Annotated in this window: 23 protein-coding genes; 4 read left to right on the forward strand and 19 right to left on the reverse strand. The window is 72.9% G+C overall.

Annotated features, from left to right (window positions below; translation table 11 throughout):
- Nucleotides 1-10 precede the first annotated feature (10 nt).
- Together ACGFYH_RS06090 and ACGFYH_RS06095 are read right to left on the reverse strand one after the other, a co-directional pair.
- Entirely contained in the window at nucleotides 11-1,345 is a 1,335-nt protein-coding gene (locus tag ACGFYH_RS06090) for a polysialyltransferase family glycosyltransferase (protein WP_393801906.1), read from the reverse strand.
- Entirely contained in the window at nucleotides 1,342-2,331 is a 990-nt protein-coding gene (locus tag ACGFYH_RS06095; RefSeq protein ID WP_393801907.1) for a glycosyltransferase family 2 protein, read from the reverse strand. The genes ACGFYH_RS06090 and ACGFYH_RS06095 overlap by 4 nt, the downstream gene beginning before the upstream one ends.
- A 198-nt stretch (nucleotides 2,332-2,529) precedes the next feature.
- Here ACGFYH_RS06095 and ACGFYH_RS06100 point away from each other — a divergent pair, with 198 nt between their 5' ends.
- The 4 genes from ACGFYH_RS06100 to ACGFYH_RS06115 are packed head-to-tail and all read left to right on the forward strand — an operon-like array spanning nucleotide 2,530 to nucleotide 7,277.
- On the forward strand, nucleotides 2,530-3,876 hold the full coding sequence (locus tag ACGFYH_RS06100; protein WP_393801908.1) for a DUF6716 putative glycosyltransferase: 1,347 nt from the start codon (nucleotides 2,530-2,532) through the stop codon (nucleotides 3,874-3,876).
- Between the two features lie 59 nt (nucleotides 3,877-3,935).
- Entirely contained in the window at nucleotides 3,936-5,204 is a 1,269-nt protein-coding gene (locus ACGFYH_RS06105; protein WP_393801909.1) for a cytidylyltransferase domain-containing protein, read from the forward strand.
- A gap of 12 nt (nucleotides 5,205-5,216) precedes the next feature.
- On the forward strand, nucleotides 5,217-6,155 hold the full coding sequence (locus tag ACGFYH_RS06110; RefSeq protein WP_393801910.1) for an N-acetylneuraminate synthase family protein: 939 nt from the start codon (nucleotides 5,217-5,219) through the stop codon (nucleotides 6,153-6,155).
- Between the two features lie 42 nt (nucleotides 6,156-6,197).
- The gene (locus ACGFYH_RS06115) at nucleotides 6,198-7,277 is read left to right on the forward strand and encodes a hypothetical protein (protein ID WP_393801911.1); all 1,080 of its coding nucleotides are present in this window, start codon (nucleotides 6,198-6,200) and stop codon (nucleotides 7,275-7,277) included.
- Nucleotides 7,278-7,359: 82 nt separating this feature from the next.
- Here ACGFYH_RS06115 and ACGFYH_RS06120 read toward each other — a convergent pair whose 3' ends face one another.
- From ACGFYH_RS06120 to lxmK, 17 genes are all read right to left on the reverse strand, one after another.
- On the reverse strand, nucleotides 7,360-8,604 hold the full coding sequence (locus ACGFYH_RS06120) for a methyltransferase domain-containing protein (RefSeq protein WP_393801912.1): 1,245 nt from the start codon (nucleotides 8,602-8,604) through the stop codon (nucleotides 7,360-7,362).
- A 103-nt stretch (nucleotides 8,605-8,707) separates the two neighbouring features.
- The gene (locus tag ACGFYH_RS06125; RefSeq protein WP_393801913.1) at nucleotides 8,708-9,952 is read right to left on the reverse strand and encodes a glycosyltransferase; all 1,245 of its coding nucleotides are present in this window, start codon (nucleotides 9,950-9,952) and stop codon (nucleotides 8,708-8,710) included.
- A gap of 11 nt (nucleotides 9,953-9,963) precedes the next feature.
- Nucleotides 9,964-10,869 carry an ABC transporter permease gene (locus ACGFYH_RS06130; protein WP_393801914.1) on the reverse strand — a complete coding sequence of 302 codons (906 nt, stop codon included), beginning with the start codon at nucleotides 10,867-10,869 and terminating at the stop codon, nucleotides 9,964-9,966.
- On the reverse strand, nucleotides 10,866-11,747 hold the full coding sequence (locus ACGFYH_RS06135; protein ID WP_393801958.1) for an ABC transporter ATP-binding protein: 882 nt from the start codon (nucleotides 11,745-11,747) through the stop codon (nucleotides 10,866-10,868). Before ACGFYH_RS06135 ends, ACGFYH_RS06130 begins: the two co-directional genes overlap by 4 nt.
- A gap of 56 nt (nucleotides 11,748-11,803) precedes the next feature.
- Nucleotides 11,804-13,042, reverse strand: coding sequence for a nucleotide disphospho-sugar-binding domain-containing protein (locus tag ACGFYH_RS06140; protein ID WP_393801915.1), 1,239 nt, complete (start codon nucleotides 13,040-13,042; stop codon nucleotides 11,804-11,806).
- Between the two features lie 75 nt (nucleotides 13,043-13,117).
- Complete coding sequence (locus ACGFYH_RS06145) at nucleotides 13,118-13,423, reverse strand: transcriptional regulator (RefSeq protein WP_393801916.1); 306 nt, start codon at nucleotides 13,421-13,423, stop codon at nucleotides 13,118-13,120.
- Nucleotides 13,420-13,902, reverse strand: a complete 483-nt coding sequence (locus ACGFYH_RS06150) for a hypothetical protein (protein WP_393801917.1) — start codon at nucleotides 13,900-13,902, stop codon at nucleotides 13,420-13,422. Before ACGFYH_RS06150 ends, ACGFYH_RS06145 begins: the two co-directional genes overlap by 4 nt.
- A 51-nt stretch (nucleotides 13,903-13,953) precedes the next feature.
- A complete protein-coding gene (locus ACGFYH_RS06155; protein WP_393801918.1) occupies nucleotides 13,954-16,644 on the reverse strand; it encodes a M16 family metallopeptidase in 2,691 nt (896 codons plus the stop codon).
- A gap of 16 nt (nucleotides 16,645-16,660) precedes the next feature.
- Nucleotides 16,661-17,680 carry a hypothetical protein gene (locus ACGFYH_RS06160; protein WP_393801919.1) on the reverse strand — a complete coding sequence of 340 codons (1,020 nt, stop codon included), beginning with the start codon at nucleotides 17,678-17,680 and terminating at the stop codon, nucleotides 16,661-16,663.
- The gene (locus tag ACGFYH_RS06165) at nucleotides 17,677-18,369 is read right to left on the reverse strand and encodes a flavoprotein (RefSeq protein WP_393801920.1); all 693 of its coding nucleotides are present in this window, start codon (nucleotides 18,367-18,369) and stop codon (nucleotides 17,677-17,679) included. Before ACGFYH_RS06165 ends, ACGFYH_RS06160 begins: the two co-directional genes overlap by 4 nt.
- Nucleotides 18,366-19,331: an LLM class flavin-dependent oxidoreductase gene (locus tag ACGFYH_RS06170; protein WP_393801921.1), complete on the reverse strand. Its 966-nt coding sequence runs from the start codon at nucleotides 19,329-19,331 to the stop codon at nucleotides 18,366-18,368. The genes ACGFYH_RS06165 and ACGFYH_RS06170 overlap by 4 nt, the downstream gene beginning before the upstream one ends.
- Entirely contained in the window at nucleotides 19,328-21,091 is a 1,764-nt protein-coding gene (locus ACGFYH_RS06175; RefSeq protein ID WP_393801922.1) for an ABC transporter ATP-binding protein, read from the reverse strand. Before ACGFYH_RS06175 ends, ACGFYH_RS06170 begins: the two co-directional genes overlap by 4 nt.
- Nucleotides 21,092-21,123: 32 nt before the next feature.
- A complete protein-coding gene (locus ACGFYH_RS06180) occupies nucleotides 21,124-22,158 on the reverse strand; it encodes a methyltransferase (protein ID WP_393801923.1) in 1,035 nt (344 codons plus the stop codon).
- 227 nt (nucleotides 22,159-22,385) lie between these two features.
- Nucleotides 22,386-22,565: an LxmA leader domain family RiPP gene (locus ACGFYH_RS06185; RefSeq protein ID WP_393801924.1), complete on the reverse strand. Its 180-nt coding sequence runs from the start codon at nucleotides 22,563-22,565 to the stop codon at nucleotides 22,386-22,388.
- Nucleotides 22,566-22,686: 121 nt separating this feature from the next.
- Nucleotides 22,687-22,854: a hypothetical protein gene (locus ACGFYH_RS06190; RefSeq protein WP_393801925.1), complete on the reverse strand. Its 168-nt coding sequence runs from the start codon at nucleotides 22,852-22,854 to the stop codon at nucleotides 22,687-22,689.
- 74 nt (nucleotides 22,855-22,928) lie between these two features.
- Nucleotides 22,929-23,756, reverse strand: coding sequence for a T3SS effector HopA1 family protein (locus tag ACGFYH_RS06195; protein ID WP_393801926.1), 828 nt, complete (start codon nucleotides 23,754-23,756; stop codon nucleotides 22,929-22,931).
- A 134-nt stretch (nucleotides 23,757-23,890) separates the two neighbouring features.
- Nucleotides 23,891-24,973: a class V lanthionine synthetase subunit LxmK gene (lxmK, locus tag ACGFYH_RS06200; protein WP_393801927.1), complete on the reverse strand. Its 1,083-nt coding sequence runs from the start codon at nucleotides 24,971-24,973 to the stop codon at nucleotides 23,891-23,893.
- Nucleotides 24,974-25,509: the final 536 nt, after the last annotated feature.

Genomic DNA, 25,509 nt, shown 5'->3' on the forward strand with positions numbered 1-25,509 from the left:
GGGCGGCGCCTCACCCCCCGATCGACCGCCGGACGGCCCGTGCCCGGCGGACGGCCCTGCGGGCCGTGGAGCTGTGCGGCAGGAATCCCAGCCGGGCCGGGATGCCGCCCGGCAGGCCGAGCGAGGTGAGCCTGCGCTTCTTGAAGTACCGCCGGGTGCGGGCGTCCAGGTGCGTGCGCAGGTACTCCTCCGCCGCCGGCCGCAACTCCGGCAGGACCCTCGGCCGCATCGCGAACCCGACGGCCCGCACCAGCGCGGACAGGGCGTCGGCGGACATGCCCCGCCGGCCCTCGGCGACGGCGGCCGCGTCCGCCAGATCCGGCAGGAGCGCGTCCACGAGGGTGGCGGGGACGCGGTTGCCGTTCTCGTACGGCGTCAGCCGGTCCAGCAGCGTCCCGGTGCCCACGCGGGCGACCGGCAGGCCGTACAGCGTGGACGCGGTGAGCAGGGCGGTGGAGAAGCAGCCGACGACCAGCGCCGGACGCGTGTGCCGGAACAGCACCTCGGCGAGGACCGGCGTCTCCACCACGGTGAGGTCGATCCCGAGCTTCGCGGCCTCCCGCTCCAGCCCGCGGGTGAAGCGGGCGGGGGCCGTGGGATGCGCCTTGAACACCACGCGTGTGTGCCCGAGTCCGGCCGCGCCGGTCAGCATCCGCACGTGCAGGGTCTCCTCCTCCTCGGCGGAGAGGACGCCCAGCGCCGACAGGTACTGGCCGAGCAGCACCACGGGCCGCTCCCCGTCCGGCAGGGCGGCGCCGGTGTCCGCCAGTTCGTCCAGCACCTCGGTGAACGCCGCGGACGGCACGATCTCGGGCTCGACGCCGAACTCCGTCAGCAGCAGCGGCGCGAGCCCCGGCACCAGGTCCAGGTGGAGCAGCCGCTCCACGCGGGTGCCGACCAGCGGGGCCAGTTTGGCGCGGGTGGGCCCGTAGCTCATCAGGCCGTCCGCGTAGACGGTCAGGGGCGCGTCGGTGAAGATCTGCGCCACGCCGAGGGCGGGCGGTATGTCGACCGACTCCACGGTCAGCGCCACGTCGTCGTCGCCGAGTCCCCAGGCCAGCCGCAGGTGCCGCTCCCACAACGGCACGTCCCCGGCGCGCGGTGACCAGTCGCCGGGATGGAAGGGGAAGACCGCCTCGTTCCACGACACCACGTCGTCGAACCGGGCCCGCAGCCGCTCGAATCCCGGCATCGACTCCAGCGACGGCGTCGTCTCGGGCGTCGCCGCGTTGTTGGAGACCAGCAGGATCCGCCGGTCCGCCGCGTCGAAGCAGCCGCTGTCCAGGGCCGCCGCGAGCGTGGCCGTGCCGTACGGCGTGGACGCCAGGAAGATCTGCGCGGTCACGCGGCCGCCCCCTCGTCCGGCTGTCCCGAGGCCGCGCGCCGGCGCAGCCGGCGCAACCGCACGGCGCGCTCGGAGTCCATCGTGTCGAGCGCCTCGTCGAGGGCGTCCTGCGGCATCCGCCGCAGCGCCGCCGCGCTCCCGGCCCTCAGTGTCCGCGCGACGGCGGGCTCGAACCGCTCGATGGAACCGAGGTGGTGGGAGATGACCGCGCAGTACGTGCGGACCGCCTTCGGTACCAGCCGCGCGGCGTCCGCGTCCCCGGCCGCCCCCGCGAGCACCTCGTCGAAGGCGCGGACGAAGTCGAGCTGGCGCACGTCACCGACCTGGGTGAGCGAGGACGCCACCCCGCGCCGGTAGAAGACACCGAGCAGTCCGGTCACCGCGAAGGACTCCGCCTCCCGGTGCAGTCTCCAGATCCACGGCCGGTCCTCGGCCGTGCGCAGCCCGTCGGTGAAGTGCAGCAGGCCGCGCTCGGCCAGCCGGCGGTGGTAGACGCCCGCCCACGCGTAGGCGTAGTCGACGGAGGTGGTGCGGTGGGCGGGCAGGATCGCGTCGCGCGGCCGCTGGGCCGTGTTGCGGCGGCCGTGCGGGACCCGGTGCAGGGTGCGGTCGCGCCCCGCGCACTGCACGTGGTCGGTGCGCACGAAGTCGACGTCCAGCTTCTCGATCGCGGCCACCAGGGCGGCCAAGTGGCCGGGCGCCAGCCAGTCGTCGCCGTCCAGGAAGGTGACGTACTCGCCGCGCGCCCGGTCGATGCCGGTGTTGCGGGCGGTCGCCAGGCCACCGTTTCGTTCGTGTACGACCAGCACCGACCCCGGCAGCTCGCGCTCGGCGCGCGCGAGGAGGTCCACGGTCCCGTCGGTGGAGCAGTCGTCGACGAGAATGAACTCGAAGTCGTCCCGCGCGTTGGCGCGCAGACTCCGCAGAGTGTCCGGGGCGTATTGCCGCACGTTGTAGAACGGCACGATGACGGAGAGTTTGGGCATGCGAGCGACGTTATGCGGCGGTCCGGCACGCGGCTTTACCGGTTCCTTGAATCCGGATGAACGCGGCGTGGCGAAGCGGTGAAGCGGGCATTTCCCCCGGCTTCGGGCGGCTCGATTCCCCATTCGGCGATGTGCTGTTCACCATTTGTTGGATTCCGGTTGGGCGGTTACTAGAAATGGCTTCCTAGCGTCTACGGCGTGCCAGCAAGTGCAACGAAGGCCCTGCGAGTCGCCGTCCTGGCGGACTCCGACACCCGGTGGAAATGGGGCGCGCTCACCGCGACCCGCGTCTGTCCCGAGGACACGGAGATCCACCTCGACGGCTACCTCCTGCGCGGCCGAGCCACCCCCACCGCCCGCCAGCTGCGGGAAGTCGGCGTCAGCGCGGACTCGCTCCGCGAGGTGACCGCCGTCGAGTTCCTGCGCGCCGTGGACGGGGCGAGGGGCGAGGAGTCGTACGACGTCCTCGTCCTCGCGCTGGTCGGCGGCGGCGTCCAGGCGATGCTGCACGGCCTCGGCCGCGTCTGGCGGGACCGCGCCGAGCGGCCCGTGGTCGTCACCGGCTACGTCGGCGTCGTCTACGAGAAGCTCGCCGACGGCCTGCTGCTGCGCCACGGCGCCGACCTCGTCCTCGCCAACTCCCGCCAGGACGCGGACCGTTTCCGAGCCGTGTACGAGGGCGTCGGCGCCGACGCCGCCGCGGTGACCGAGGTCGCCCTGCCCTTCCTCGGCGGAGCCGCCTACGCCGGTGAGCCCGACGGGACGGGCGACGGGGACCGCCCCCACACGGTCGTGTTCGCCGCCCAGCCCTCCGTGCCGGACAGCCGCGAGGACCGTACGTACCTCCTCGAACGGCTGATCCGGCACGCCCGCCTGCATCCCGGGCGCGAGGTGCTGCTCAAGCTGCGCTCCAGGCCCGGCGAACACACCACGCACATCGAGGAGCTGCCCTACCAGAAGCTGGTGCAGCGGGCCGACCCGCCGCCCAACTTCCGCCTGGTCTACGGCCACATGGGCGAGGTCCTCGACCGCACCGACCTGCTGGTCACCGTCAGCTCCACGGCGGCCCTCGAATCCCTGCACCGCCGCGTCCCCACGGTCGTCCTGACCGACCTGGGCGTGCGCGAGGCGCTCGGCAACCACCACTTCGTGGGCTCCGGCTGCCTCGCCTCCTGGGACCAGCTCGACGCGGGGCACCGGCCGGCGCCCGACCCCGAGTGGGTCGCCCGGCAGGGTGTGGCGGCGGACGGCGGCTACGAGACCGCCTTCGACGAGGCCCGCGAACGCATCGCCGGTCTCCTCGGCGGGCCCGGCGGCCTGCCCCCGCTCGCCCCGTACTACACCCCCGTCACCGCCCCCGGATACCTCCCCGGCATCCTCGCCCGCCACCACCTCGCCCCCGACGGCACCCCGCTGCCCGGCGCACCGGCCGCCGACAGGTCCCCGGGCCCGGTCCGGCAGGTGGTGCGCCGAGCGGCACGCGGCGCCTACCGGCACGGCGTCCAGCGGGTCGCCCCGGTGATCCGGCGGATGGGGGAGCTGTGACCGCCCCGATACCCGAGACCTCCGCGTGTTCGCGGACCCCTGCGCAAGGAGCAGTTCCCATGTCCGACCCGGAAGCGGGCCAGGGTGCTTCGGTGCGCCGGGTGCTCGCGGTGATCCCCGCGCGCGGCGGCTCCAAGGGCGTGCCCGCGAAGAACCTCGCCCCCGTCGGCGGCGTCCCCCTGGTGGTCCGCGCGGTGCGCGAATGCCGGGCCGCCCGGCTGGTGACGGACGTCGTCGTCTCCACCGACGACCAGGCCATCGCCGCCGCGGCCCGCGAGGCCGGCGCCGAGGTCGTGCTGCGGCCCGCCGCCATCGCCGGGGACACGGCCACCTCCGAGGCCGCCGTGCTGCACGCGATGGACACCCACGAGGCCCTGCACGGCGCCGCCGTCGACGTGGTGCTGCTCGTCCAGTGCACCAGCCCCTTCCTGGCCCGCGAGGACGTCGACGGCGTGGCCGGCGCGGTCGCCGGCGACGGTGCCGACACCGCGGTGACCGTGGCCCCCTTCCACGGGTTCGTGTGGCGCGACGGAGCGGGCCGCGGGGAGGGCGGCCACGGCGTCAACCACGACAAGTCCTACCGCCCCCGCCGCCAGGACCGCCCCCAGGACCTGCTGGAGACCGGCGCCGCCTACGCCATGGCCGCCCCCGGCTTCCGCAAGCACCGGCACCGCTTCTTCGGCCGCACCGAACTGGTCCGCACCGACCCGGCCCGGGTCCTGGAGATCGACGACCCGCACGACCTGGCCCGCGCCCGCGCCCTGGCACCGCACTTCGACGCCGCCGGGCCCGGCGCGCTTCCGACCGCCGACGACATCGACGCGGTCGTCCTCGACTTCGACGGCACCCAGACCGACGACCGGGTGCTGATCGACTCCGACGGACGGGAGTCCGTCTCCGTGCACCGCGGCGACGGACTCGGCATCGCCGCCCTGCGCCGCAGCGGCCTGCCGATGCTGATCCTGTCCACGGAGGTGAACCCGGTCGTCGCCGCCCGCGCGCGCAAGCTCAAGCTCCCCGTGCTGCACGGCATCGACCGCAAGGACCTCGCCCTCGAACAGTGGTGCGAGGAACAGGGCATCGCGCCCGAACGCGTCCTCTACGTCGGCAACGACGTCAACGACCTCCCGTGCTTCGCCCTCGTCGGCTGGCCCGTGGCGGTCGCGAGCGCCCACGACGCCGTACGCGGCGCGGCCCGCGCGGTCACCACCGTCCCCGGCGGCGAAGGCGCCGTACGGGAGATCGCCACCTGGCTCCTGGGCCCCTCACTCGACTCCCTCCATCCCACCGGCACCCCCGGCTCCCCCACGCTCACCCAGTCCACGTAAGGAACCCCTGTCATGAGCACCAACTCCCGCATCCGCGCCTTCGGCACCCGCGAGGCCGGCCCCGGCCGCCCCGTCTACATCACCGGCGAGATCGGCATCAACCACAACGGCGAGCTGGACAACGCCTTCAAGCTGATCGACGCCGCCGCCGAGGCCGGCTGCGACGCCGTCAAGTTCCAGAAGCGCACCCCCGAGATCTGCACCCCGCGCGACCAGTGGGACATCGAGCGGGACACCCCCTGGGGCCGGATGACGTACATCGACTACCGCCACCGCGTGGAGTTCGGCGAGGACGAGTACCGTCAGATCGACGCCTACTGCCGGACCAGGGACATCGCCTGGTTCGCCTCCCCGTGGGACACCGAGGCCGTCGCCTTCCTGGAGAAGTTCGACGTGCCGGCCCACAAGGTCGCCTCCGCCTCCCTGACCGACGACGAGCTGCTGCGCGCCCTGCGCGCGACGGGCCGCACGGTCATCCTCTCGACCGGGATGTCGACCCCTCGCCAGATCCGCCACGCGGTCGAGGTCCTCGGCTCCGACAACATCCTGATGTGCCACGCCACGTCGACGTACCCGGCGCAGGCCGAGGAGCTCAACCTCCGCGTCATCAACACCCTCCAGCAGGAGTACCCGAACGTCCCGATCGGTTACTCCGGCCACGAGACGGGCCTGCAGACCACGCTCGCCGCCGTGGCGCTGGGGGCGGCGTTCGTCGAACGCCACATCACGCTCGACCGCGCCATGTGGGGCTCCGACCAGGCCGCCTCCGTCGAGCCGCAGGGCCTCACCCGCCTGGTGCGCGACATCCGCACCATCGAGGCCTCCCTCGGCGACGGCGTCAAGAAGGTCTACGACTCCGAGCTGGGCCCCATGAAGAAGCTGCGCCGCGTCAACGGCGTCGTCGCCGAGGCGGAGATCGCCGCCGCCGCGGGCGAGCCCGTCGGCGTCTGACCACCGGCCACCGAGTCACTCACCACGGGACGGTCCGCACCGATGAGCCCCCGCGCCGGGAACGCCGGCCCCCGCACTCTCGCCTTCGTCGAGAGCCCGGTACAACTGCTGAACGTGCTGGAGTGGGCGCACACCCGCGCCCCCGGCGCGGAGCTCACCCTCGTGGTCCTCTCGCCCGTCGACCCGATGACCCGCGGCCAGCTGCGCCGCATGGCGGAGCTGGCCCGCAAGGAGGGCCACGAGATCCGCTGGGAGGAGGCGCGCGGCGGTGCCGCGGCCCCCTTCCGCACGGTGGGCGGCCTGGCCGCCGAACTGCGCCGGACGGAACGGATCGTCATGGGCGACCCGTTCTCCCGCTACGTACAACTGCTCCTCACCATCACCCGCGCCCACGACCTCGTCGTCGTCGACGACGGCACGGCCACGATGGAGTTCGTGACCCAGCTCGCCCGCGGCGAGCGCCTGGTGCGCTGGCACCGCAAGGGCAGCCGCCCCGGTCCGCGCGACCTGTTCTTCGCCCCCGTCTCCAGATCCGCCCGCCACCGCCTGACCCCGGCCCCGGACCGCCGCGTCTCCGTCTTCTCCGCCATGCCGATGGCGGAGATCCCGGACGGCGTCACCGTCGCCGCCAACGACTTCGCCTGGACCCGGGCCCGCTTCGGCCCGCCCCGCATCACCAAGGGCGCCGACATGGTCGGCACCTCCCTGGTGGAGACCGGCGTCGTCGACGCCGACCGCTACGTGGCCGCCGTACGCGCTCTGGCGAAGACCCACGGGGCGGCCCGCTACTTCGCCCACCGCCGCGAGAGCGCCGAGAAGCTGCACCGGCTGGCCGTGGAGACCGGCCTGGAGATCGTCCGCCCCGACCTCCCCCTGGAGCTGATCGCCCGCCGCGGACCGATCGGCCGCACCGTCCTCAGCTTCCCCTCCACCGTCGTCCACACCCTGCCGCCGGCCCTCGCCGGCACCGAGGTCCGCGTCGCCGTCTGCGACATCGACCCCGCCTGGCTCACCGAGTCGGCCTCCCCTCGGGCCCGCGGTTTCCTGAGCGGCGTCACGGGCTCCGCACGGAACGTGCACCGGCTGTCGGCGGTGGCGGGGCCGGGAACCGCCGGCCCCTGACCCGGCGTGCCGTCCCGCCCCCGGCCGGGGCCCGGGCCCCAGCCGGTTCCCGGGGCCCGGCGAGGGCGCGGCCGGGACGGTCTCAGGTCCCTTGGATCCGCACCCGCGGGACGTACTCGATCCAGCGGCCGCCGCCCGCGGTGAACCCCGATTCCTTCCGCTTGATCTCCTCCGCGTGGTTCCAGGCCAGCAGCAGCGCGAGGTCGGGCGGATCCGCGCGGAAGGCCTCGGGCGTCCGGATCGGGATGCCCGTACCGGGCGTCAGACGGCCCTGCTTGGCCGGGGTGGAGTCGCAGACGTACGGCAGCAGACCGGGGCCGATGCCACAGCGGTTGAGCAGGGTGGCGCTCTTGGCGGTGGCTCCGTAACCGGCGACGGTCAGCCCTTGCGCCTTGGCCTCCTCCAGGACGGTCACGAGTTCCCGGCACACCCGGTCGACCCCGGCGGCGAACCCGGCCAGCACCTCGGGGCTGGTGAGTCCGGCCGCCTCCTCCTCGGCCAGCAGCCCGGTCACCGCCGGGGAGACCGGGCGCGTCCCCGGACGGGCCAGAGTGCAGCGGATCTCTCCGCCGTGGACGGGGAGCCGTTCGACGTCGACGAGTTCGAAGCCGTACCGGCGGGCCATGGCGCGCACCGAACTCACCGTGAAGAAGAAGATGTGCTCGTCGTAGATCTGGTCGAAGGAGGTCTTGGCGACCAGGTCGCCGAAGTACGGGTCCTCGAACACGAAGACGCCCTCGGGGGCGAGGAGTTCGTCGATGCCGCGGAACACCGAGTCGATGAAGGAGATGTGCGAGAAGGTGTTGGCGGCGAAGATCACGTCCGCGGGGCCGTCCTCGGCCCTGATGCGGGCCGCGAGCTTCTCCTCGAAGAACTCACTGCATACCCGGATGCCGCCGGCCTCCCCCGCCCCGGCGACGTCGCCGCAGGGTTCCACGCCGAGGTGGCGCACGCCGGCCTCGGCGATCTTCCGGAGCATGATGCCGTCGTTGCTGCCCAGTTCCACGAGGAAAGGGTCGGCCCCGGTCAGTTCGCCGGCCAGGAACCGACTGGCCAGCTGCTCGAAGTGGCTCTGCATCACCGTCGATCCGGACGACCGGTAGGGGTAGGCGTCGTGGAACATCCGGTCGTGCGGCACCTCGTCGATCAGCTGCACCATGGCGCAGTCGACGCAGCTGCCGATGGCAAGCCGGAACGAGAAGGCCTCCTCGTCCGCCTGCTCGGGCGGCACGTAGGCGTTCGCCATCGGCTGGGCGCCGAGGTCGAGGAACTCCCGCAGGGTTCCGCCGCAGCTGCGGCAGGCGGGCGCGGTGGGCGATGTCGACACGGGCACTCCTGGAAGGTGATCTCGGGTTCGGGGTCCGCCTGCCGGCCACCGGACGGAACGGCAGACGGTGCAGGACGGGCGGGCTCGGTGATGGGGCCGGGACTCAGGGCGGGGCGCCGCACCCCGACCCGGTGGTGCCCGCCCGCCGTCGGGGCGGGAGGGCGAGCAGTTCGCGCAGCGACGACAGCGCCGCGTCCGGACCGAAGCGCGCCAGGAGCGCGGGCTGCGCGGCGCGTACCAGTCGGACGCCCAGTTCGTCGTCCCGCAGCAGGCGGACGAGGTGGGCCGCGAGCTCCCCGGCGGTCTCCCCGACCAGCACCTGGTGGCCGTCGCGCAGCCCCATGCCCTCGAAGGCGATCCGGGTCCCGACGACCGGCACGCCGTGCTCCAGCGCCTCGCCGACCTTGCCCTTGACACCGGCGCCGTACCGCAGCGGAGCGACGGCGGCCCGGGCGGAGGCGTAGAGCGGCGCCGGGGTCTCCACCCAGCCGTGCACGCTCACGCCCGTACCGGCGAGCGCGGTGACGGACGCCGGCGCCGCCGGGCCGATCAGGTCCAGCACCGCTTCCGGGACCTCCCGGCGCACCCGCGGCATGATCTCCCGGGCGAGCCAGTGGGCCGCGTCGACGTTGGGGGCGTGCAGGTAGTTGCCGATGAAGAGGACCCGGGCCCCGGCCGGACGCCCGCCGCCGGGCTGCCCCGGAGCGTGCACGTTGGACAGCACCCGTACGTCCGCCCCCGGCTCCAGCGCGCGGAGCAGGGCGCGCTCCTCCTCGGAGACCACCAGTGTGACGTCACTGGCCCGAAGCAGCAGCAGTTCCAGCGCACGACTGGTCTCCGCCCGCGCCCGCAGCGTGAACCGGTCCGTGCGGCCCTCGCGCTCCGCGAGGTCGGCCTGCCTGCCGAACCGCCGGAAGTGCAGGTCCACGGTGTCGTAGGCGATGACGCACTGCGGGGCGAGGTCCCGCAGCTCACCGATCATCCGCAGGGCGGGCTGCGGGCGGCACAGCAGGGCCAGACCGATCCGGTGCCCGTGGTCGCGCAGGAAGCGGCTCTGCTGCTCGGGCCGGCGGACGATCGCGACGCCCCGGTCGCGGAGCCGGGCCGCGTAGTGCTCGGGGGCCTCGCCGTTCACCGGGAAGAAGAGGACCGACCGGCCGAGCCGGACGAGTTGCTCGACGAGGCGGCTGAGGCGGAGCGAGCCGGAGTCCTGGTCGGGGGTGGGCAACTGGTGGTCGACGATCAGTACGATTCCGGGCGGCGCGCCGGAGCCGGCTGCCGCCGGGCCGGGGCCCTCGTCCGAAGCCGGTGTCGCGGCGCCGTCGGGGCTCGGGTTCGGGATGTGCACGGCGTCGCTCCTCACATCGGGTTCCGCAGGGCGCGCTCCCGGCGCGAGGCCACCGCCGAGCCGGACTCCCGGCGGGCGGTGCGACGGAGCACCGCCGGTGCCGCCAGCAGGCCCACCAGCGCCCAGGCGCCGAGCACGCCCACCGTTTCCCAGTGGCGCCAGGCCTGGCCGATCTCGGCAGCGGCCGCACTGTCCGGCAGCAGTGCCGAGCGGGCGCCGAGCCCGATCCAGTACAGCGGGAAGACTTCGGCGAAGTGCTGGAGCGCTTCGGGCAGCCGGGAAGCCGGATAGAAGAGTCCGGAGAGCGCGGCGAGGCCGAAGAGCGGGATCATGATCAGGCTCATGTTCCGCGGTGTCTCTATCAGCGACCCCAGGACGGCTCCGACCGGCAGCACGGCCAGCAGGCTGAGCGGCAGCAGCCAGGCCAGGGTGGTCCACAGTCCGGCATCGGCGGCCGAGACCTCGTCCAGCATGAACACGCCGGTGACGGTCACCACCGTGCAGGCGGTGATCACCGTCCCGGCGACCAGCAGCATCTTCCCCACCAGATAGCTGAGCATCCCGTGCGGGAGCGCTTTGAGCCGCAGCAGGGTGCCGTCCTGCCGTTCCACGACGAGCTGCTGGGCCAGGCTGAACAGGCCGTGGAAGGCCAGGCTCATGCTCATCACGCTGGGCAGGATGAAGCTCGCCACCGACATGCCGCCCGGGTCCAGCTCGTTGTCCCGGAGTATCCACAGCGGTGCCAGCATGCCGGCCAGCCAGATGACGTTGCCCAGCAGGTCCTGGCCGTTGGTGACGATCTGCCACAGCTCCGTGCCGCCGCGGCGCAGGCCCTGCCGTACGGCGTTCGTCCGCGGACCCGCCGTGGCGGATACGGCCGTCCGCGCGGACGGGGTCCCGGTGGGGGTCGCGCTCATCGGACAGCCTCCTCGAGTGCGCGGGCCGCCTCGTCGGCCCGTCCCGCCTCGGCCTCCCGGACGACTGCCAGGTAGACCTCCTCCAGCCCGCCGCGGCGGACGTTCAGATCGCTCACCCGGGCGCCGTCCTCGGCGAGCAGCCGCCGGACGAACGCGGTGGGGTCGGGGGTCTGGGCGCGGTGCCGTCCGCCGTCGCCGGTCCAGGTCACCTCGGCGTTCGCACCCGTCTGCCGGGCGAGTTCGTCGACCGTGCCCCCGGCGACGATCCGGCCGTCGATGAGGATCAGCACCCGGTCGGCGAGCCGTTCCGCCTCCTGGAGGTCGTGCGTGGTGAGCAGGATGGTGTGGTGCTGCTCCGCGAGCGCCTGGACGAGGGCGTGGAACTCCTGCCGGGCCTCCGGATCGAAGCCGGTGGTGGGCTCGTCGAGGAAGAGCAGTTCCGGGCGGCCGACCACGCCGACGGCGATGTCCAGCCGACGGCGCTGGCCGCCGGAGAGGCTGCCGACCCGCTGGCGCGCCTGCTCGGTGAGGCCGACGGCGGCGAGCAGCTCGTCCACGTCCCACGGGCGGGGCACCTCGGGGGTGGAGTAGGGCCGGTAGAGGGCAGCGACATGCACGAGCAGCTCCCTCACCCGCCACTTCTGGTGGTCCCGCCAGGACTGGAGGACGATGCCCAGCCGGGCCCGCCAGCGCTCGCCGCCGTGGGCGGGGTCCGTACCCAGCACTTCCACCCGGCCCGCGGACCGGTTCCGGAAGCCCTCCAGCACCTCGACCGTGGTGCTCTTGCCCGCTCCGTTGGGACCGAGCAGGGCGACGACCTCCCCTCTGCGCACGGAGAAGTCCACGCCGCGCAGGACTTCCTTCGTGCCGTAGCGCATCCGCAGCTCGCCGACTTCGATGACGAGCCCGTCGTCCTGGGCCGTGCGCGTCTCCGTCACGGGCGGTCCCTTCTCGCTGCGGTCCGGCTCGGTCTGCCCGCCGGAGCGGTCGGCCCGCCCGGCGGAGCGCCGTGGCCCGGGTCCGGACTCCGTCGCGCGGGCCCCGTGCCCGCGGCTGCCGGGAGGGTCCGCCCAGGAAGCCGTGCGCAGACGACGTCGGCCGCTTCCCGCGCTCCGCCGCAGGCCGCGATCTCGGCCCGCATCCCGGCGAGCCGGCGCGCGGTCCCCGGGTCGGAGACCACCGCGCGCAGCGCCGCCAGCAGGGAGTCGGCGGAAGCCTCCGCCGGCAGCACGGTACGGCCGACGCCCAGCTCGGCCACCCGGCTCGCGGTGACGAACTGCTCGATCGCCTGGGGCAGTACGACGAGCGGCACCCCACAGGAGAGACCTTCGAGAACGCTGCCGGTGCCGCCCGCGGTGACGAACACCTCGGCACGGGCCAGCACGGCCTGCTGCGGTACCCACGGGCGCACCTCGACGCCGGCCGGCAGCTCGCCGAGTGCGCCGGGGTCGGTGTTGTGTCCGATGGCCACCACCACATGCCAGTCCCGCCCGTCGAGGGCGCCGAACGCTTCGGCCGCCCAGCGGAAGAGTTCGGTCCTGGTGTTGTAGGTGGTGCCCAGGGAAACGAGCGCGACCGGCCGGTCGTCGGCCGGCGGGGTCCACTCGCCGTGCGCGGGACGCCGCCAGCCGGTCGGGCCGACGAACACGTGATTCCTCCCCGTGTTCTCCGCCTGGAACTGCAGCGGCCTCGGCAGGGCCACCACGCAGGGCACCAGCTCGGTGAGGGCGCCCCGGCCGGAGCCGGTACCCGGTCCTGCGGTGCCCTCGGGGAAGACGTGGCTGGGTGAGAACTGCACCTCGGGCACGCCCCACCAGCGGGCGAGCACCGGCGCGTGTCCGGTGACGGTGTCGTAGACGACGAGGTCGGGCCGGTCCCGCGCGTACGCCTCGGCGACCTGCGGCAGCACAGCCTCGCGTTCGCGGGTGAACGCCTCGACGGCGAGGCTTCCGTCGTCGTCGTCGGGGAGCCAGTCCTGCCGTTCGCCGCCCGGGACGGGAAAGGTCGAGTCGTAGCCGACGGCGGTGGCGCCGGTCTCCTCGATCAGCGTCGTGAAGCCGCGGCCCGTCGCGAAGGTGACACGGTGGCCGTGGGCCACGAGTTCGGCGGCCACCCCCAGCAGCGGATTGACATGACCGTGCAGGGGCACCGACATCAGGGCTATGTGTGCCATGGCTGCCTCTCTCGTTCGGGGTGTCTTCGGCGGCGGCCCCGGACGCCGCTCCGGGACGGGGTCGGGATGAGGGAGTCAGCCGGGGAGCGGTCCGGCCGCCTCGGCGATGCTGCGCAGTTGCGCGAGGTGGCCGGCCAGGGCTCTGCGGCCCGCCGGGGCCAGTTCGAGCCAGGCGCGGAGGCGGGAGTTCTGCGTCTCCTTGACCACCCGCAGGTAGCCGGCCTCCTGGAGCACCTTGACCTGCTTGCTGAGCACCGAGTCGCTCACCCCGAGTGCGTCGCGCACCTCGGAGAAGGCCATCGACTCGACCGAGGAGAGCATCGCGCAGATCTGGAGCCGGTTGTACGGATGGATGATCTCGTCGAAGGCGGGTGCGGTCACACCTCCCCCCCGGTCGTGCCCAGTTGCGCCGCGCGGGCCCGGTCCAGCCGACGACCGGTCACGACCGTGACCGCGGCGGCGGCCAGTCCGGCGACGGCCATGGCCCCGGTGAGGCCGACGGCGCTCTCCAGCGCGAGTCCCAGGGCGAACAGCGCCGCGGTCAGCAGGACGAACGCGACCGCGATCCCCCGGGTGGCCGGACCTGTGTAGGAGCGGTACGGCGATGCTCCGGTGGCCTGCCTCGCCAGTGTCTCGACGGCCACCGGGACGATCACCAGCCCGATCGGCACACCGAAGGTGGCCATGTCGAGGCTGAACGAGGCGAAGGCCAGGAGAAGGCCGCCGCCGAGCGCCGGGTAGTACCAGGTCGGCCGGACGGCGCGCTCCGCGCCGTCGGCCTGGGCTGCCTCGGCCCGGGAGATGGCCTCCCGGGCGTCCTTCGGGTTGATCGGCCCCATGATGTTCCCCTTCCTTTCCACTGCGGAAAGCGTAACGTTGACTTTCCATCACGGCAAGAGGCGGTCGGGGTGTCATGCCGGTGTCCCGCGCCGTACGCCCGCGCGCTCCAGTTCGCGCACGGCTTCCCGGCGGTCGATACGCCCGAGCACCACGGCGGATTCGGTCAGCGAGCCGTAGAGCGCCCCGGCCGCCGCCGAGACCGCTTCCGGGCCGACCGCGCCCAGCAGCCGTGGGCGGCGGATCACCCAGTCCAGGTCGCGTCCGGCGGCGAAGGTGTACCGCAGCGCGTCCGCGAGCAGGCCCGGCGAGTCGAAGGCGGACAACAACTGCGTGGCGCAGTACCGCCGGGCCTCCTCCACCTCGGCCGCCGGCACCGGTACGGCCGCGAGCCTGCGCACCTCGTCCGTCACCCCCGCCACGGCGGGAGCCAGCGAGTGGCGCGGCACCGTCAAGCGCACGAGCGCCCGGGGCCGGTCGGCGAGCCGGTCGCGGCCGGCGGAGAGATGGTGGTCGGTGTGCCCTCCGCGCCGGCACCACGCCGACAGCCGCGAGCCGGGGTGGCCGCCGAACAGCGCGGTCACCAGGTAGCGGGCCGGGTCGTGGGCGCCGACGCCGGGCTCCTCGCCGGAAAGGGTCACGTGCACGAAGTCCCCGGTGCCCGCGGGCAGGCCCGGCGCGTCCGGGACGTCCACCGCGAGCACCCCCGCGGGGCCGCCCGCTCCCCCCGCCCCCGCGGCGGCCGGCGCACCGCGCCCGGTCCATCCCGACAGCGCCTCGGCGACCTCGGCCGCGGTCCGTTCCGGGTCCACGTCGCCGACCGAGACCAGCACCGCACCGTGCGGGCCCAGCACCCTCCGGTGCAGCTCCGCCGGATCCGGCAGGCCCCCGCCGGGCGCGCGGACCGGGGCCCAGTGCCGACGGAGCACCTCGTCCATCCGCCGCTCCGGTGACTGCTCCAGCAACCGCTCGCCGGCGGACCGCAGGCCGTCGGGCAGCCGGGCCGGGTCGAGCAGCTCCGCCAGGATCCGCAGCAGGGCGGTCCGCTCGGACACCGGGCACCAGGCCGCGAGATCCGCCCACTGGCCGTCGGTGCTCAGCCGCAGCCCGCCGCCCAGCAGCGCGGCGCGCGCCGTGGCCCGCACCGTGAGGTCCGCGGTGCCCAGGAGCCGGGCCACCCGGCGCGGCTCGCGCCACCCCTCGGCACCCAGCGAGACGCGCAGCCGCAGCTCGACGAGGGCCGAGCGCCGGTCGCGCACCGCTATCAGCCGCAGTCCGCCGGGCAGCCGGGTCTCCCGGGCGCGGTCGAGGACCGCTTCGGGCTGCTCGGCCAACGGCGGCAGCGGCCGGACGCCGAGCGGGCTGCTGCCCAGTGCGGCGGCCGAGCGCACCGGCCCCGCGGCGCCGCTGGGCCCGGACGGGTCGGCCGTGCCGTCTGCGCGGCCCGCGGGCGGCACGACGGGCGCGGGACGGGTGCGGCGCGGGCCCGGCTCCAGCAGCAGTACGGCCCGGGGGGTACGGGCGAGCCCCGCAGCCGCTGCCGCGACCCGCTCGGGAGCGGTGTCCGCGAGCAATCGGGGTATCTCGTCGACGAGTTCCGGCCGGCCCTGGAGGAGTTCGAGCCGCCCCAGGGCCCGGCACCGCTCCTGAAGGTCGCCGTGGGCGCGGCCGTGCCGGGCGGCCAGGGCCGCTGCCGCGCGACGGGCGCCCTTGGCGACGTGTGCCGGCGACCCGTGCCGCTGCCACCACTCGGTGAGCCCTGCGGTGAAGCCCTCGGCGGTCCGGCCCGGCGGCAGCAGGGCGGTGAGCACGAGGGCGTCCGGCCGCACCGTGTCCAGTGGTCCGAAGAAGCCGCAGGACGCGCTGACCCGCGCGGCGCCGGGGAGGCCGCCCTCGGCGGCGGACCGGCCGAGCACCTCCACGAGTACCTGGTGCGCGAGGTAGTCGGTGAGCGCCGTGGCCGGGTCGGGCAGCCGGTGGCCCACCGCGACCGCGGTCAGCTCGGTGCCCGGTTCCCGCCAGTGCCCGTAGCGGTCCGCGGTCAGCGGCGGCTCGTCGAGCGCGGGCGGCGCGGGCACCGGTCGGGGCGGGATGTCGCCGAAGTGCCGTTCCACCAGCGGCCACACCTCTTCCGGCGAGTGCGGGCCCAGCACGGTGAGCACCGTGTTGCCCGGCGCGTAGTGGGTGTCGAAGAAGCGTGCGCAGTCCTCCACCCCCGTGCGCCGCAGTTGCTCGATGCCGCCGTAGCCGTCGTGGGTGTTGGCGAAGTTGTCGAAGAGCAGCCGGGGGAGCAGCGGCCACGGGCAGCCGCCGAACGGCCGGCCGTCCCGCATGTGGGCGATCTCCTGGCCGACCCCGGTGAGCTGGGCGGCCAGCTGCTCCTCGGTGAACCTCGGCGCACGCAGCCGGTCCGCCTCCCGGAACAGGGCCTGCTCCAGCGCCGCGGCGGGCACGACCTGGACGTAGTCCGTGTAGTCCTGGTGCGTGGTGCCGTTCGCGGTGCCGGCCTGCGCGTGCAGGGCGTCGAAGAAGGTGCCGCGGGGCAGACTCTCGCTGCCCCGGAACATCAGGTGCTCGAAGAGGTGCGCCAGGCCCTCCTGCCCCGGGCGCTCCGACCGGAACCCGACCCCGACGTGGACACTGACCGCGGTGCGCGGTGTCGGCCAGTGCGGGGCGAGGACGACGCGCAGACCGTTGGCGAGCGTGCGCCGGAGCGGCGTGCCCGGGACCGCGCGGTGTGCGGCGGGCGGTGCGGTGGTGGTCACGGTGGGTTCTCCGAGCTCAGGTGTCCAGCAAGAACTTCACGAAGCCCGTGTACTTCTCGACGGTGTGCTGGTCCCAGCCGACGTAGGAGGTGTAGTCGTGCAGGTGCAGCAGCACCCGCAGGGCGGCGTGCCGGGCCCAGGCGTCGCCGAGGTCGCGACCGTAGCCCTGGAAGAAGGACCGGAGCGACGCCGACCACTGCTCGGGCCGGTCGCCGCCGCGGTACCACTTCAGCTCGACGAGTTCGCCGAGCGTCCAGCCCACGTCGAACTGCCAGGAGGCCGGGCACAGGTCCTCGCCGATCAGCATGTCCGCCTCGCCCCGGGCGCCGGTTCCGGCAGCGGCCGGGATCAGCGCGCCGAGTCCGGGCGCCCCGTGGCACAGGACGGTGTCCGCGTTGCCGGGGCCCGCGGTCAGTTCCGCGCTCAGCTCCCGCACCGCGGACAGGTGGGCGTCCCCGAGCCGGGGCCGCAGGAACGACTCGGCGTAGGCGGCCCGCGGGCTGGGCGAGCGGCCGGCCAGCCAGTCGTCGAGCCGGACCAGGCCGCGCGGACGGACGCCGGAGCCGACGTCCTGCGGTACCGGCAGGGCGTGCAGCGCGCGCAGGGCCCTGCCGAGTCCGTGCAGGGTGGTGGCCAGCTGCTCGTCCGGGCCCTCGCGCAGCAGCCGACCGGCGACGGACTCCGGGCCGCGTACCCGGTACACGCGGTCCGCGCCCTCGGCTTCGCCGACCACCCAGCGCACCGCGCCGTCCGGGCGCAGCTGCCGGATCCGGTCGCCGGTGCGGGCCGCCTTCGGCCCGGGACCGTCTTCGGGCGGCGCGGGGTCCCCCGGCCCGAGAGCGCCGACGTCGCCGGCGGCTTCGGCGGGGGAGTCCGGCACGGGGGCGAAGGGGGCCGGGGACTGGAGGCCGTTGCGGCGCTGCCACCGGTAGCCGCCGTCGGGCAGGCCCGTGACGACCGTGGTGAGCAGCCCGGTGCCGAACTCCCTTCTGAGCGATTCCGCCCGGTCCGCGGTCCGGGCTCCTCCCGCGGTCACGACCGTGCTCCGTCCGCGAGTGTCGCCGCGTACTCCCGCGCCGAGGTGCGTGCGGGACGTCCGGTCTCCTTGCCGAGTTCGAGCCGACGGTTCTCGATCCGCCGCAGCACTTCGGGCAGCGGCGGTGGCACCCAGCTGTCCTCCTGACCGGTCGTCAGGCTGTAGCCCTGGATCGGCGGAACCAGCACGACGCGCGGATCGGCCGCGAGGCTCGCCCAGTGCTGTTGGAAGGCCCGGCTCTCCAGCCCGCCGGGCGGCAGCGCGGGGGCCAGGGCGACCAGCGCGTCGGTGCACTGGAGGGTGAGCAGGGCCGGGGTGTCGGCGAGACCGAGTGCGAACCGGGCGGTGAAGTGGAAAGTGGCGGGATGGACGACGACCGCCTCGGCCCACTCGGCGTGCTCCACGTGGCGGGCGCGCTCGCAGTCGTCCCAGGAGTCGATGAGCACGTCCTCGTCCAGCCTCAGCCGCAGGGACATCGGGGTGACGAACCGCTCGGCGCTCCGGCTCATCACCACCTTGACGCCCAGCTCCGGATAGGCGGACCGGAGCCAGGTGAGCCACTGCGGCATGGCGCCGGCAGCCGCGGACCCGGTCACGACGACGAGCAGCCGGGACAGTCCGAAGACGGGCACCTCCGGCGCGCCGAGCCCCGGCGGACCGTGCTGGGGCTGCGGTGCGGGGGCCGTCACGGGGCGACCTCGCGCAGCAGTGTCTCGATCTCGCGCAGGGCGACCTGTTTGCCCTCCAGCCCGGCGACGCCGGTCAGGTTCAGCACGATCTCGTCCACCCCGGCATCCTCGAACTCCTTCAGTCTGTCCTTGAGTTCCGACCGGTCGCCGTAGAGGAAGGCGCCACCGGCCAGCAGTGCCTTGGCGCTGTTCTCCGGGGACTCCTCCATGTTCACGTCGATGCCGGAGCGGCGCAGCATGTCGATGTAGTGCGGCAGGGTCATATGGCCGGCGTTGCTGGTCAGCGCCAACTGGATGACGTCACGCTCGGGCTTGCTCAGGGCGACGGGTACCAGCGCCGCCACCCGGGGCGCCGGCCGGCCGGCCTTCTCGGCTCCGCGGCGCAGCGCCGGGATGACGGTGTCGCGCAGATACGCGGCCGGGGTCAGCCAGCTGATGGCGACGTCGGAGAGTTCACCGGCCAGTTCGGCCATCCGCGGCCGGAGGATGCCGACGCCGAGCTCGATGGCCGGCAGCGGCATCGGCGGCACCGTGTTGCGGCACGAGTAGAACTCGCCCTCGTAGTCGGCCTTCCCCGTCTCCAGCAGGCTGCGCACGATGGTGAGGTAGTCGCGGACGGCGCCCAGCTGGCTGCGGTAGGGAGCACCGAGCAGGCTGCGCTGGAGCACCTTCGCACCCGGTCCGAACCCGGCGACCACCGGTTGCCCGGTGCCGGCGGCCAGGCTCCTGGCCCGCAGGGTGGCGTCGAAGGGGTGGCAGAACGGCATCAGTTGCACCGAGGTGCCGACCGGCGTCTGGAAGCCCTGGGCAGCGGCGTAGGTGAAGGTCTGCATCGGGTCGCTGGCCGCGGCCTGGCCCTGCCACATGCAGCGGGTGCTGCTCCACTGGGCGAGCGCCGCGTAGGGCAGCAGCTGCTGCGGACGGAGCGGCACGAAGGGGACCATGAACGAGTAGTCGGTCACGCCGACACCGCCTCACTGATCAGGCGCTGGCCCTCGACCAGCTTCGCGTACTGCGGGCAGTCCGTCATGAGGGACTCGTGGGTGCCTCTGCCGACTACCTCGCCTCCTTCGAACACGACCACGTGGTCGGCGTGCTGCACGGTGGAGATTCGGTGCGCGACCACCAGGACGGCCCGGTCCCCCGCCAGGGCGTCCACCGAGTCGCGCAGTTTCTGCTCGTTGACGCTGTCCAGCTGCGAGGAGGGCTCGTCCAGCAGGATCAGCGGCGCCTCGGTGAGCATCGCCCGGGCAATGCCCAGGCGTTGGCGCTGACCACCGGACAGGTCCGTCTCCCCCGCCAGCACGGTGTCGAGCCCGCCCGGGGTACGACCGATCTCCTCGGCCAGTCCGACCCGTTCCAGCGCCCGCATCAACTGCTCGTCGGTGAGGGCGTCGGGGTCCCGGCCGAGGGTGAGGTTGCGCCGCACCGAGTCCTGCACCAGTGTCGACGTCTGGTCCAGGAAGGCCATCTGGGCGCGCAGCTGCCGCAGCGGCCACTCGGTGACCTCGCGGCCGAAGACGCGCACGCTGCCGCCGGCCGTGTCGGAGAACCGCTGGATCAGCTCCAGCGAGGTGGTCTTGCCGGAGCCGGAGAGCCCGACCATCGCGGTCAGGCCCTTGGCCGGTACCTGGAAGTCCACCGCGCGCAGTACGGGGTTGGCTCCGTAGCTGAAGTCGACCTTGTCGAACTGCACCGCGGGTGCGCCGGCCACCGGGCCGCCACCCGTGACCGCGGCCGGTGCCGGGTCCCCCTCACCCTCCTGTTCCTTGGCGAACAGGCCGGTGAACCGGTCCTTCGCGACCAGGCCCATCTTCAGCGCGGTGATACCGGACGAGGCCATCATCAGCGGGCCGGTGAGCTGGAGCAGGTACAGGAGGAAGGCGACGAAATCGGCCAGTTCGATCCGGCCGTCCATCATCCGGGCACCGCCGCCGACGATCACGGCGACCATGGCGATCTGCTGACCGAGGTTGACGGACGGCATCATCAGCGCTTCCATGCGGGCCGCGCCGATCTCCCGCTTCGCCAGGTCCTGCGCCTTGTCCGCGAGGTCCTTCGCGACCTGCTCCTCCGCCTGGTACGCCTTGATGACCTTGACGGCCTCCACCGCGGAGACGAAGCGCTGGGCGAGACCGCTGGTCGTCTCCTGGACGGCGAGGTAGCTGCGGCGCAGGCCCTTGACGACGAGCACGATCAGGGCTGCGGCCACCAGGAAGGCGCCGAGGGTGACGAGCAGCAGGACCCAGTCGATGAAGCCCATGATCACCAGGGTGCCCGCGGTGGTGACGGCGGCCATCGGGAGCTGGATCGGACCGACGTCGATCAACCGCTTGATCCTGGCGGTGTCCGACGTGATCCGGGCGACCAGGTTGCCGCCGCCCTCGCCGCGGATGTCGGCCAGCCGCATCCCCAGCGAGTGCCGCATGGTGCGCACCCGCAGGCGGTAGATCATCTGCTGGCCGAGCCGGGAGAGCATGAAGGTGGCACCGGCGTTCGCCAGCGCGGACCCGATGCCCAGGGCAACGAGCAGCCAGGTCCACCCGTTCATCCCGCCGTCGCCGAGCGAGGAGATCAGCTTGCCGACAAGCCACGGCAGCACCAGCGTCGAAGCGGTGGCCAGAAGGGACAGCAGGCCCACAACGGCCAGTTGCCACTTCCCGTCGCCGGCCGTGAGCTCCCGCAGAATGCTCAGCTCGCCCTTCGGCTCCTTCTCCGTCACAGGTCGGACTCCTTTCACAGCAGAGGCGCAGCTCACGCGGGGACGAATTCCAGCAGGGTCCGCACGGCGGTGGAGGGGCCCCGCCAGGTGACCCGCAGCCCGGCTGCGGCACCGAGCGCCTCCAGCTCCGGCAGCGAGCGCGAGGGGGCGGGCATCATGGAGCGCATCCGCAGCTCCATGGCGGCGCTGTCGGTGGGCATCGCGACCTCGGCGAGCAGGATGCGGCCGTCCGCACCCGCCGAGGAGCGGCAGTTGGCGAGGATGCGCACCGCGTCCGCGTCCGACCAGTCGGCGAGAATCGCCGAGAGCAGATAGACGTCGGCCCGCGGGAGCGGTTCGAAGAAACTGCCGACGACCGCCTCGGCGCGGTCCGCGACGTCACTGGCCGCGAAGCGCCTGCCCGCCTGCTCGGAGACGTTTTTGAGGTCGACGAGGGTGCCACGCAGGTGCGGGTGCTTGCGCAGCAGCGCCATCAGGATGACGCCGAGGTGCCCGCCGGCGTCGACGACACTGCCGACGCGGCTCCAGTCGTAGGCGGTGACGATGCTGTCGGCGTCCCAGTGCAGGGCCTGGTCCTGGGCCTGGTCGAGGGCCCGGGACTGCTCGGCCCACTCGTCGACGTACTCCGGTTCACCGTTGACCCGCTCCCAGTAGTTCCCGCCGTCGGCGGCCACCGCCGGTTCACCGGTGCGGACGGTGTGGTCGAGTCGCAGCAGGGACAGAGCGCCGCTGCCCACCATCCCGTCGTTGCGCAGCGCCTGCCGGACACTGATCGGGTGGTCGGACCTCAGCGGGTCGCCCGCCTCGGTCAGCGCGAAGTGCTGTTCGTGCGGCTCGCCCTCCGGCCCGGAGTCCGTGGCCGTCAGCAGCTCCAGCTCCGCCATCCGGCGCAGCAGCGCGGCCATCACGTCGGACCGCGCGCCGGCGCGCTCGGCGACGGCGGCCGCGGTGGTGGCTCCGGCCGCGATGTGGTCCGCCACGCACAGGGTGGCGGCAGCCCGGATGACGGCAGGGGTCAGCAGGTCCGCCCGGGAGAGCAGTTTCTCGCTGGGCCGGGGATTCACCATCGCCGATTCACGCCTTACTGGGATCTGGGACAATTGCATACGCATCGAGGGGCCCCGAGGACACTCGCGGGGCCTTTCCCTCGCTGTGGGAAGCGGCCGTGGGGGGGGGGGGGCGGGGCGCGGGGGCCCGCCCCCCCCCCCCCCCCCACGGCTCACCTGGGTGCTGCAGCGGATCGTCGGCCGCGCGGCGGTGCGCTCAGCTCAACGGCCCTTCGGCGGCGCCGTGTTCAGCAGCCGTCGTCGATCGTCTTGGAGACCGCCTGGCCGGTCAGCCAGCTGAGGCTGGCGGCGGCGCAGTACGCCGTGGTGGCCGGGGCGTCCGACGCGGCGGACAGGTTGATCTCCTCGACACTGCTGTAGGCCTCGTAGCCGGACAGCAGCTCCATGATGGAATCGGCCTTCTCCATGGGTCCTCCTCGATCGGGATCTGATGGGTGGTGCGGGTGTGGCCGGCGGATGGTGCTCCCGGCCCGGCCCCGGTGCGCGGATGGCTTTCGCGGTCGGGGCAGGTGCTGCGCGGGTGCCTCGTCAGCAGGTGGCCTCGTAGGTGGCCCCGGTGAGGAGGCTCACGCTGACGGCCGCGCAGTACCAGGTGGTGGCGGGGGCGTCGGTCACCGCGTTGACGTCGAGTTCGCTCGCGTCCATGTAGGTGTCGTAGCTCGCGACGAGCTCCATGATGTTGTCGTTCTGGCTCATGGTGTTTCTTCCCTTCCTTCTTCAAGCGACTGAACTCGGTACAGGGAGCGCCGCTGACGCTCCCTGTAAGGGGCTCAGGGGGTTCGGTTGTGCGCCGGGCGCGCCGGGTCGATCGCGGCGGCCACGAAGTGCTCGACGACCTTCCGCTCGGTCTGCGAGGGGTCCTCGGCGCTGTCGACGAGGGCGGCGGCGAGGACCGTGGCGCGGTGCTGGCCGAAGCTCAGGCCCTGCATGCCGGGCTGGGTGTCCACGGGCTCCCAGGCGGTGGCTATCCCGGGGCGCAGCTCCTGCGCGAACGACGAGACGGCCGGCTCCAGGCCGGGTGCCTGCGCGACGGCCTCGGCGAGTTCGGGGGCGATCGCGGCCAGTTCACCGTCGAGGTAGACCACGATGGAGTCGCGCCGCGGGTAGAGCTCCGCCGCGGACAGCATCTTGGCGCGGTAGGGCACCGCGTGGTCTTCGAGGAAGGTCAGCGCCGCCTGCCAGACGCCGACGGCGTGCTCGACGTCGGCCACGTGCAGGTAGACGCGGAGCACCTCTTTCGCCCCCCGGCGCTGGCGGGAGCCGTCCACCAGGAAGAAGCCCGGCGAGAGAGCCGGCCGTGCGGAGGGCATCACCAGGTCGACGCGGTCCCCCGGACCGCCGTCCACGGTGCCGGGCAGGGCGCTTCGCGGCGCCCAGAAGCGGACGCCCTCGCGCTCCACCAGGAACCGCTCCGGTCCGTCGTCCGTCATCCGCTCCGGGCCGGAGCGGAGTACCGCCCGGACGGTGATCTCCCGGTGGGGCACCACCTCGACCAGCCGGGCCTCCAGTTCCCGGTCACGCAGCCGGGACGGGACCTGCCCGTCGGGCTGGCCGGCGTGGTGGACGTCGTAGATCGATTCGGAGAGCAGTCGGCGCATCTCGCGGGGAGTGTCCGCAGTGATGTCGCGATTGCCGGCAACGGCTTTTTTCCCGTCCGGAGAGACTCGGATTTCTCGGATGATGTCGCATATGACAGGAGCGAGAACATCGTCCGCCGTGGTCGCTGCTGTGCTCATTTCACGTCTCCGAAACCGAGTGTGAGGGAGAACTTTTCGGGGGTCACCACCGCTGCCCGGCCGACTCCCGCAGCAGCCCGCTGAATTCCCGAGAGCCGCGTCGAAGACACCGCACCGGCTATCAGCCGGTCCAGGAGATGCCAGCCTGCAAACGCCGTCGCCCGGACCGCCATTCCTTCGTCGACCTCTTCCCGGACCTCGCGGTAACCGCACCAGAATTGGCGCACCAGGGGAAGTAGTCGTTTCATTTTTTCTACGCCCCGCTGCATGATCAGCTCGTGTGTGAATTCCAGGTCGGTGAATACCTCGTCACCCCGGTCGGTCACCAGGTCGAGCACCGACCGGAAAATCCACTCACCGGCGAAGGCGCCCACGTCGCGCGCCGGATCGGCGAGGCGGAATTCTTCCCAGTCGGTGATGAAAAGGGTGTCCTTGCGGACCAGGAGCTGGTCCACCCGGAAGTCGCAGTGCGAGGGGCCGCGCGGCGCGGTCCGCTCCAGCTCGCCGAGCCGCCGCAGCGCGTCGATCAGCACCTGGTCGCCCTGGAGCAGTCGCCAGGCCTCCAGCTCACCGGCGCTGGCCTGGACGTAGGTGGACATCGGGAGTCCACGCAGAAAGCCGAGTGGCGGGAACGGCGGAGGGGTGGAGTCCAGCCCCGACGCGTCCACCGGAGGTGTGCGGTGCAGCTGACCGATAGCGCGTCCGACCTGGTGAGACTGCTCTTCGGTGAAGGTCTCCTCGACCATCAGCTCGCCCCCGGTCTGCGCGTCGGTGACGCGCTCGAAGACGACCAGCTGGTGCTCGGGGTCACTGCCCAGAAGTGCTGGACTGCGGACCTCGGGGAGATGGGCGGTACGCGCGTACGCCTCGAAGGCGAGGGTCCGGTCCATCCGGGCCGTGGTGTCCCCGCCGCCACCCGTCAAACGCTTGACGAAGACCTGCCGCCCCGTGGTGGTGGCGCCGGCCCAGGCGCTGTTGCGGCCGATGGGGGAGGTGACGGACTCCCGCACGAAGGTGCCCAGACTCAGTTCGGACAGGAGCTTGTCTATTTCGGGTACGGCATCCAGGTCGATGGGCACTACTTTCCTCTGCGGCGCAGCCACATGCATCTCCCGATTTCTTGCATGAATACTGGTGCAGGCCGATGAGTGCGGCGAGAAATCGTACAGAAGAAACCCGTCACCGTGTGTGAGGAAACCGGTGCAGCGTTCTACCGGTAGCGTGGAGCTGATTCTTCTGAGTGCCGCTCTTCAGGCGGAGAACCTGCGGATGGGGCAGGAACGGAGCGGGTGCAATCACCGCTCAGTCGACGCGGGTTCCACTGAAGAAGCATTTTTGGCCGCGCGGTCCCTGGCGTCCGCTCGTGGCAGCTTGAAATGCGTGTACCCGTGACATTGAGCCCCCGTTCAGCTTGCAGAATTTTGATCAAAATTTCTTGACCTGGTTTTGCTTTGCTGTGAGCCGGAGTCAAACACTGGGGCGCGCCACTTTTCAAGATCAAAGAAATGTGACCTGGATCACAGGACCGTGTATGTTTCTGGTGAGACTTGTGAGGAAACGGAGACAGGGCAGTGCAGGTCCGGATCAGGACGTAGCGGGACCGTCGGGCCGAGGG

The sequence above is a fragment of the Streptomyces sp. NPDC048392 genome (assembly GCF_043200575.1).
Taxonomy (GTDB): Bacteria; Actinomycetota; Actinomycetes; order Streptomycetales; family Streptomycetaceae; genus Streptomyces.

Bases quoted from the DNA above. Each gene is read 5' to 3' on its own strand.
- ACGFYH_RS06180 (WP_393801923.1), bottom strand. From the start codon at position 22,158: ATGGTGAATCCCCGGCCCAGCGAGAAACTGCTCTCCCGGGCGGACCTG.
- ACGFYH_RS06110 (WP_393801910.1), top strand. From the start codon at position 5,217: ATGAGCACCAACTCCCGCATCCGCGCCTTCGGCACCCGCGAGGCCGGC.
- ACGFYH_RS06105 (WP_393801909.1), top strand. From the start codon at position 3,936: ATGTCCGACCCGGAAGCGGGCCAGGGTGCTTCGGTGCGCCGGGTGCTC.
- ACGFYH_RS06195 (WP_393801926.1), bottom strand. From the start codon at position 23,756: ATGCGCCGACTGCTCTCCGAATCGATCTACGACGTCCACCACGCCGGC.
- ACGFYH_RS06135 (WP_393801958.1), bottom strand. From the start codon at position 11,747: ATGCGCTACGGCACGAAGGAAGTCCTGCGCGGCGTGGACTTCTCCGTG.
- ACGFYH_RS06190 (WP_393801925.1), bottom strand. From the start codon at position 22,854: ATGAGCCAGAACGACAACATCATGGAGCTCGTCGCGAGCTACGACACC.
- ACGFYH_RS06115 (WP_393801911.1), top strand. From the start codon at position 6,198: ATGAGCCCCCGCGCCGGGAACGCCGGCCCCCGCACTCTCGCCTTCGTC.
- ACGFYH_RS06185 (WP_393801924.1), bottom strand. From the start codon at position 22,565: ATGGAGAAGGCCGATTCCATCATGGAGCTGCTGTCCGGCTACGAGGCC.
- ACGFYH_RS06130 (WP_393801914.1), bottom strand. From the start codon at position 10,869: ATGAGCGCGACCCCCACCGGGACCCCGTCCGCGCGGACGGCCGTATCC.
- ACGFYH_RS06095 (WP_393801907.1), bottom strand. From the start codon at position 2,331: ATGCCCAAACTCTCCGTCATCGTGCCGTTCTACAACGTGCGGCAATAC.
- ACGFYH_RS06140 (WP_393801915.1), bottom strand. From the start codon at position 13,042: ATGGCACACATAGCCCTGATGTCGGTGCCCCTGCACGGTCATGTCAAT.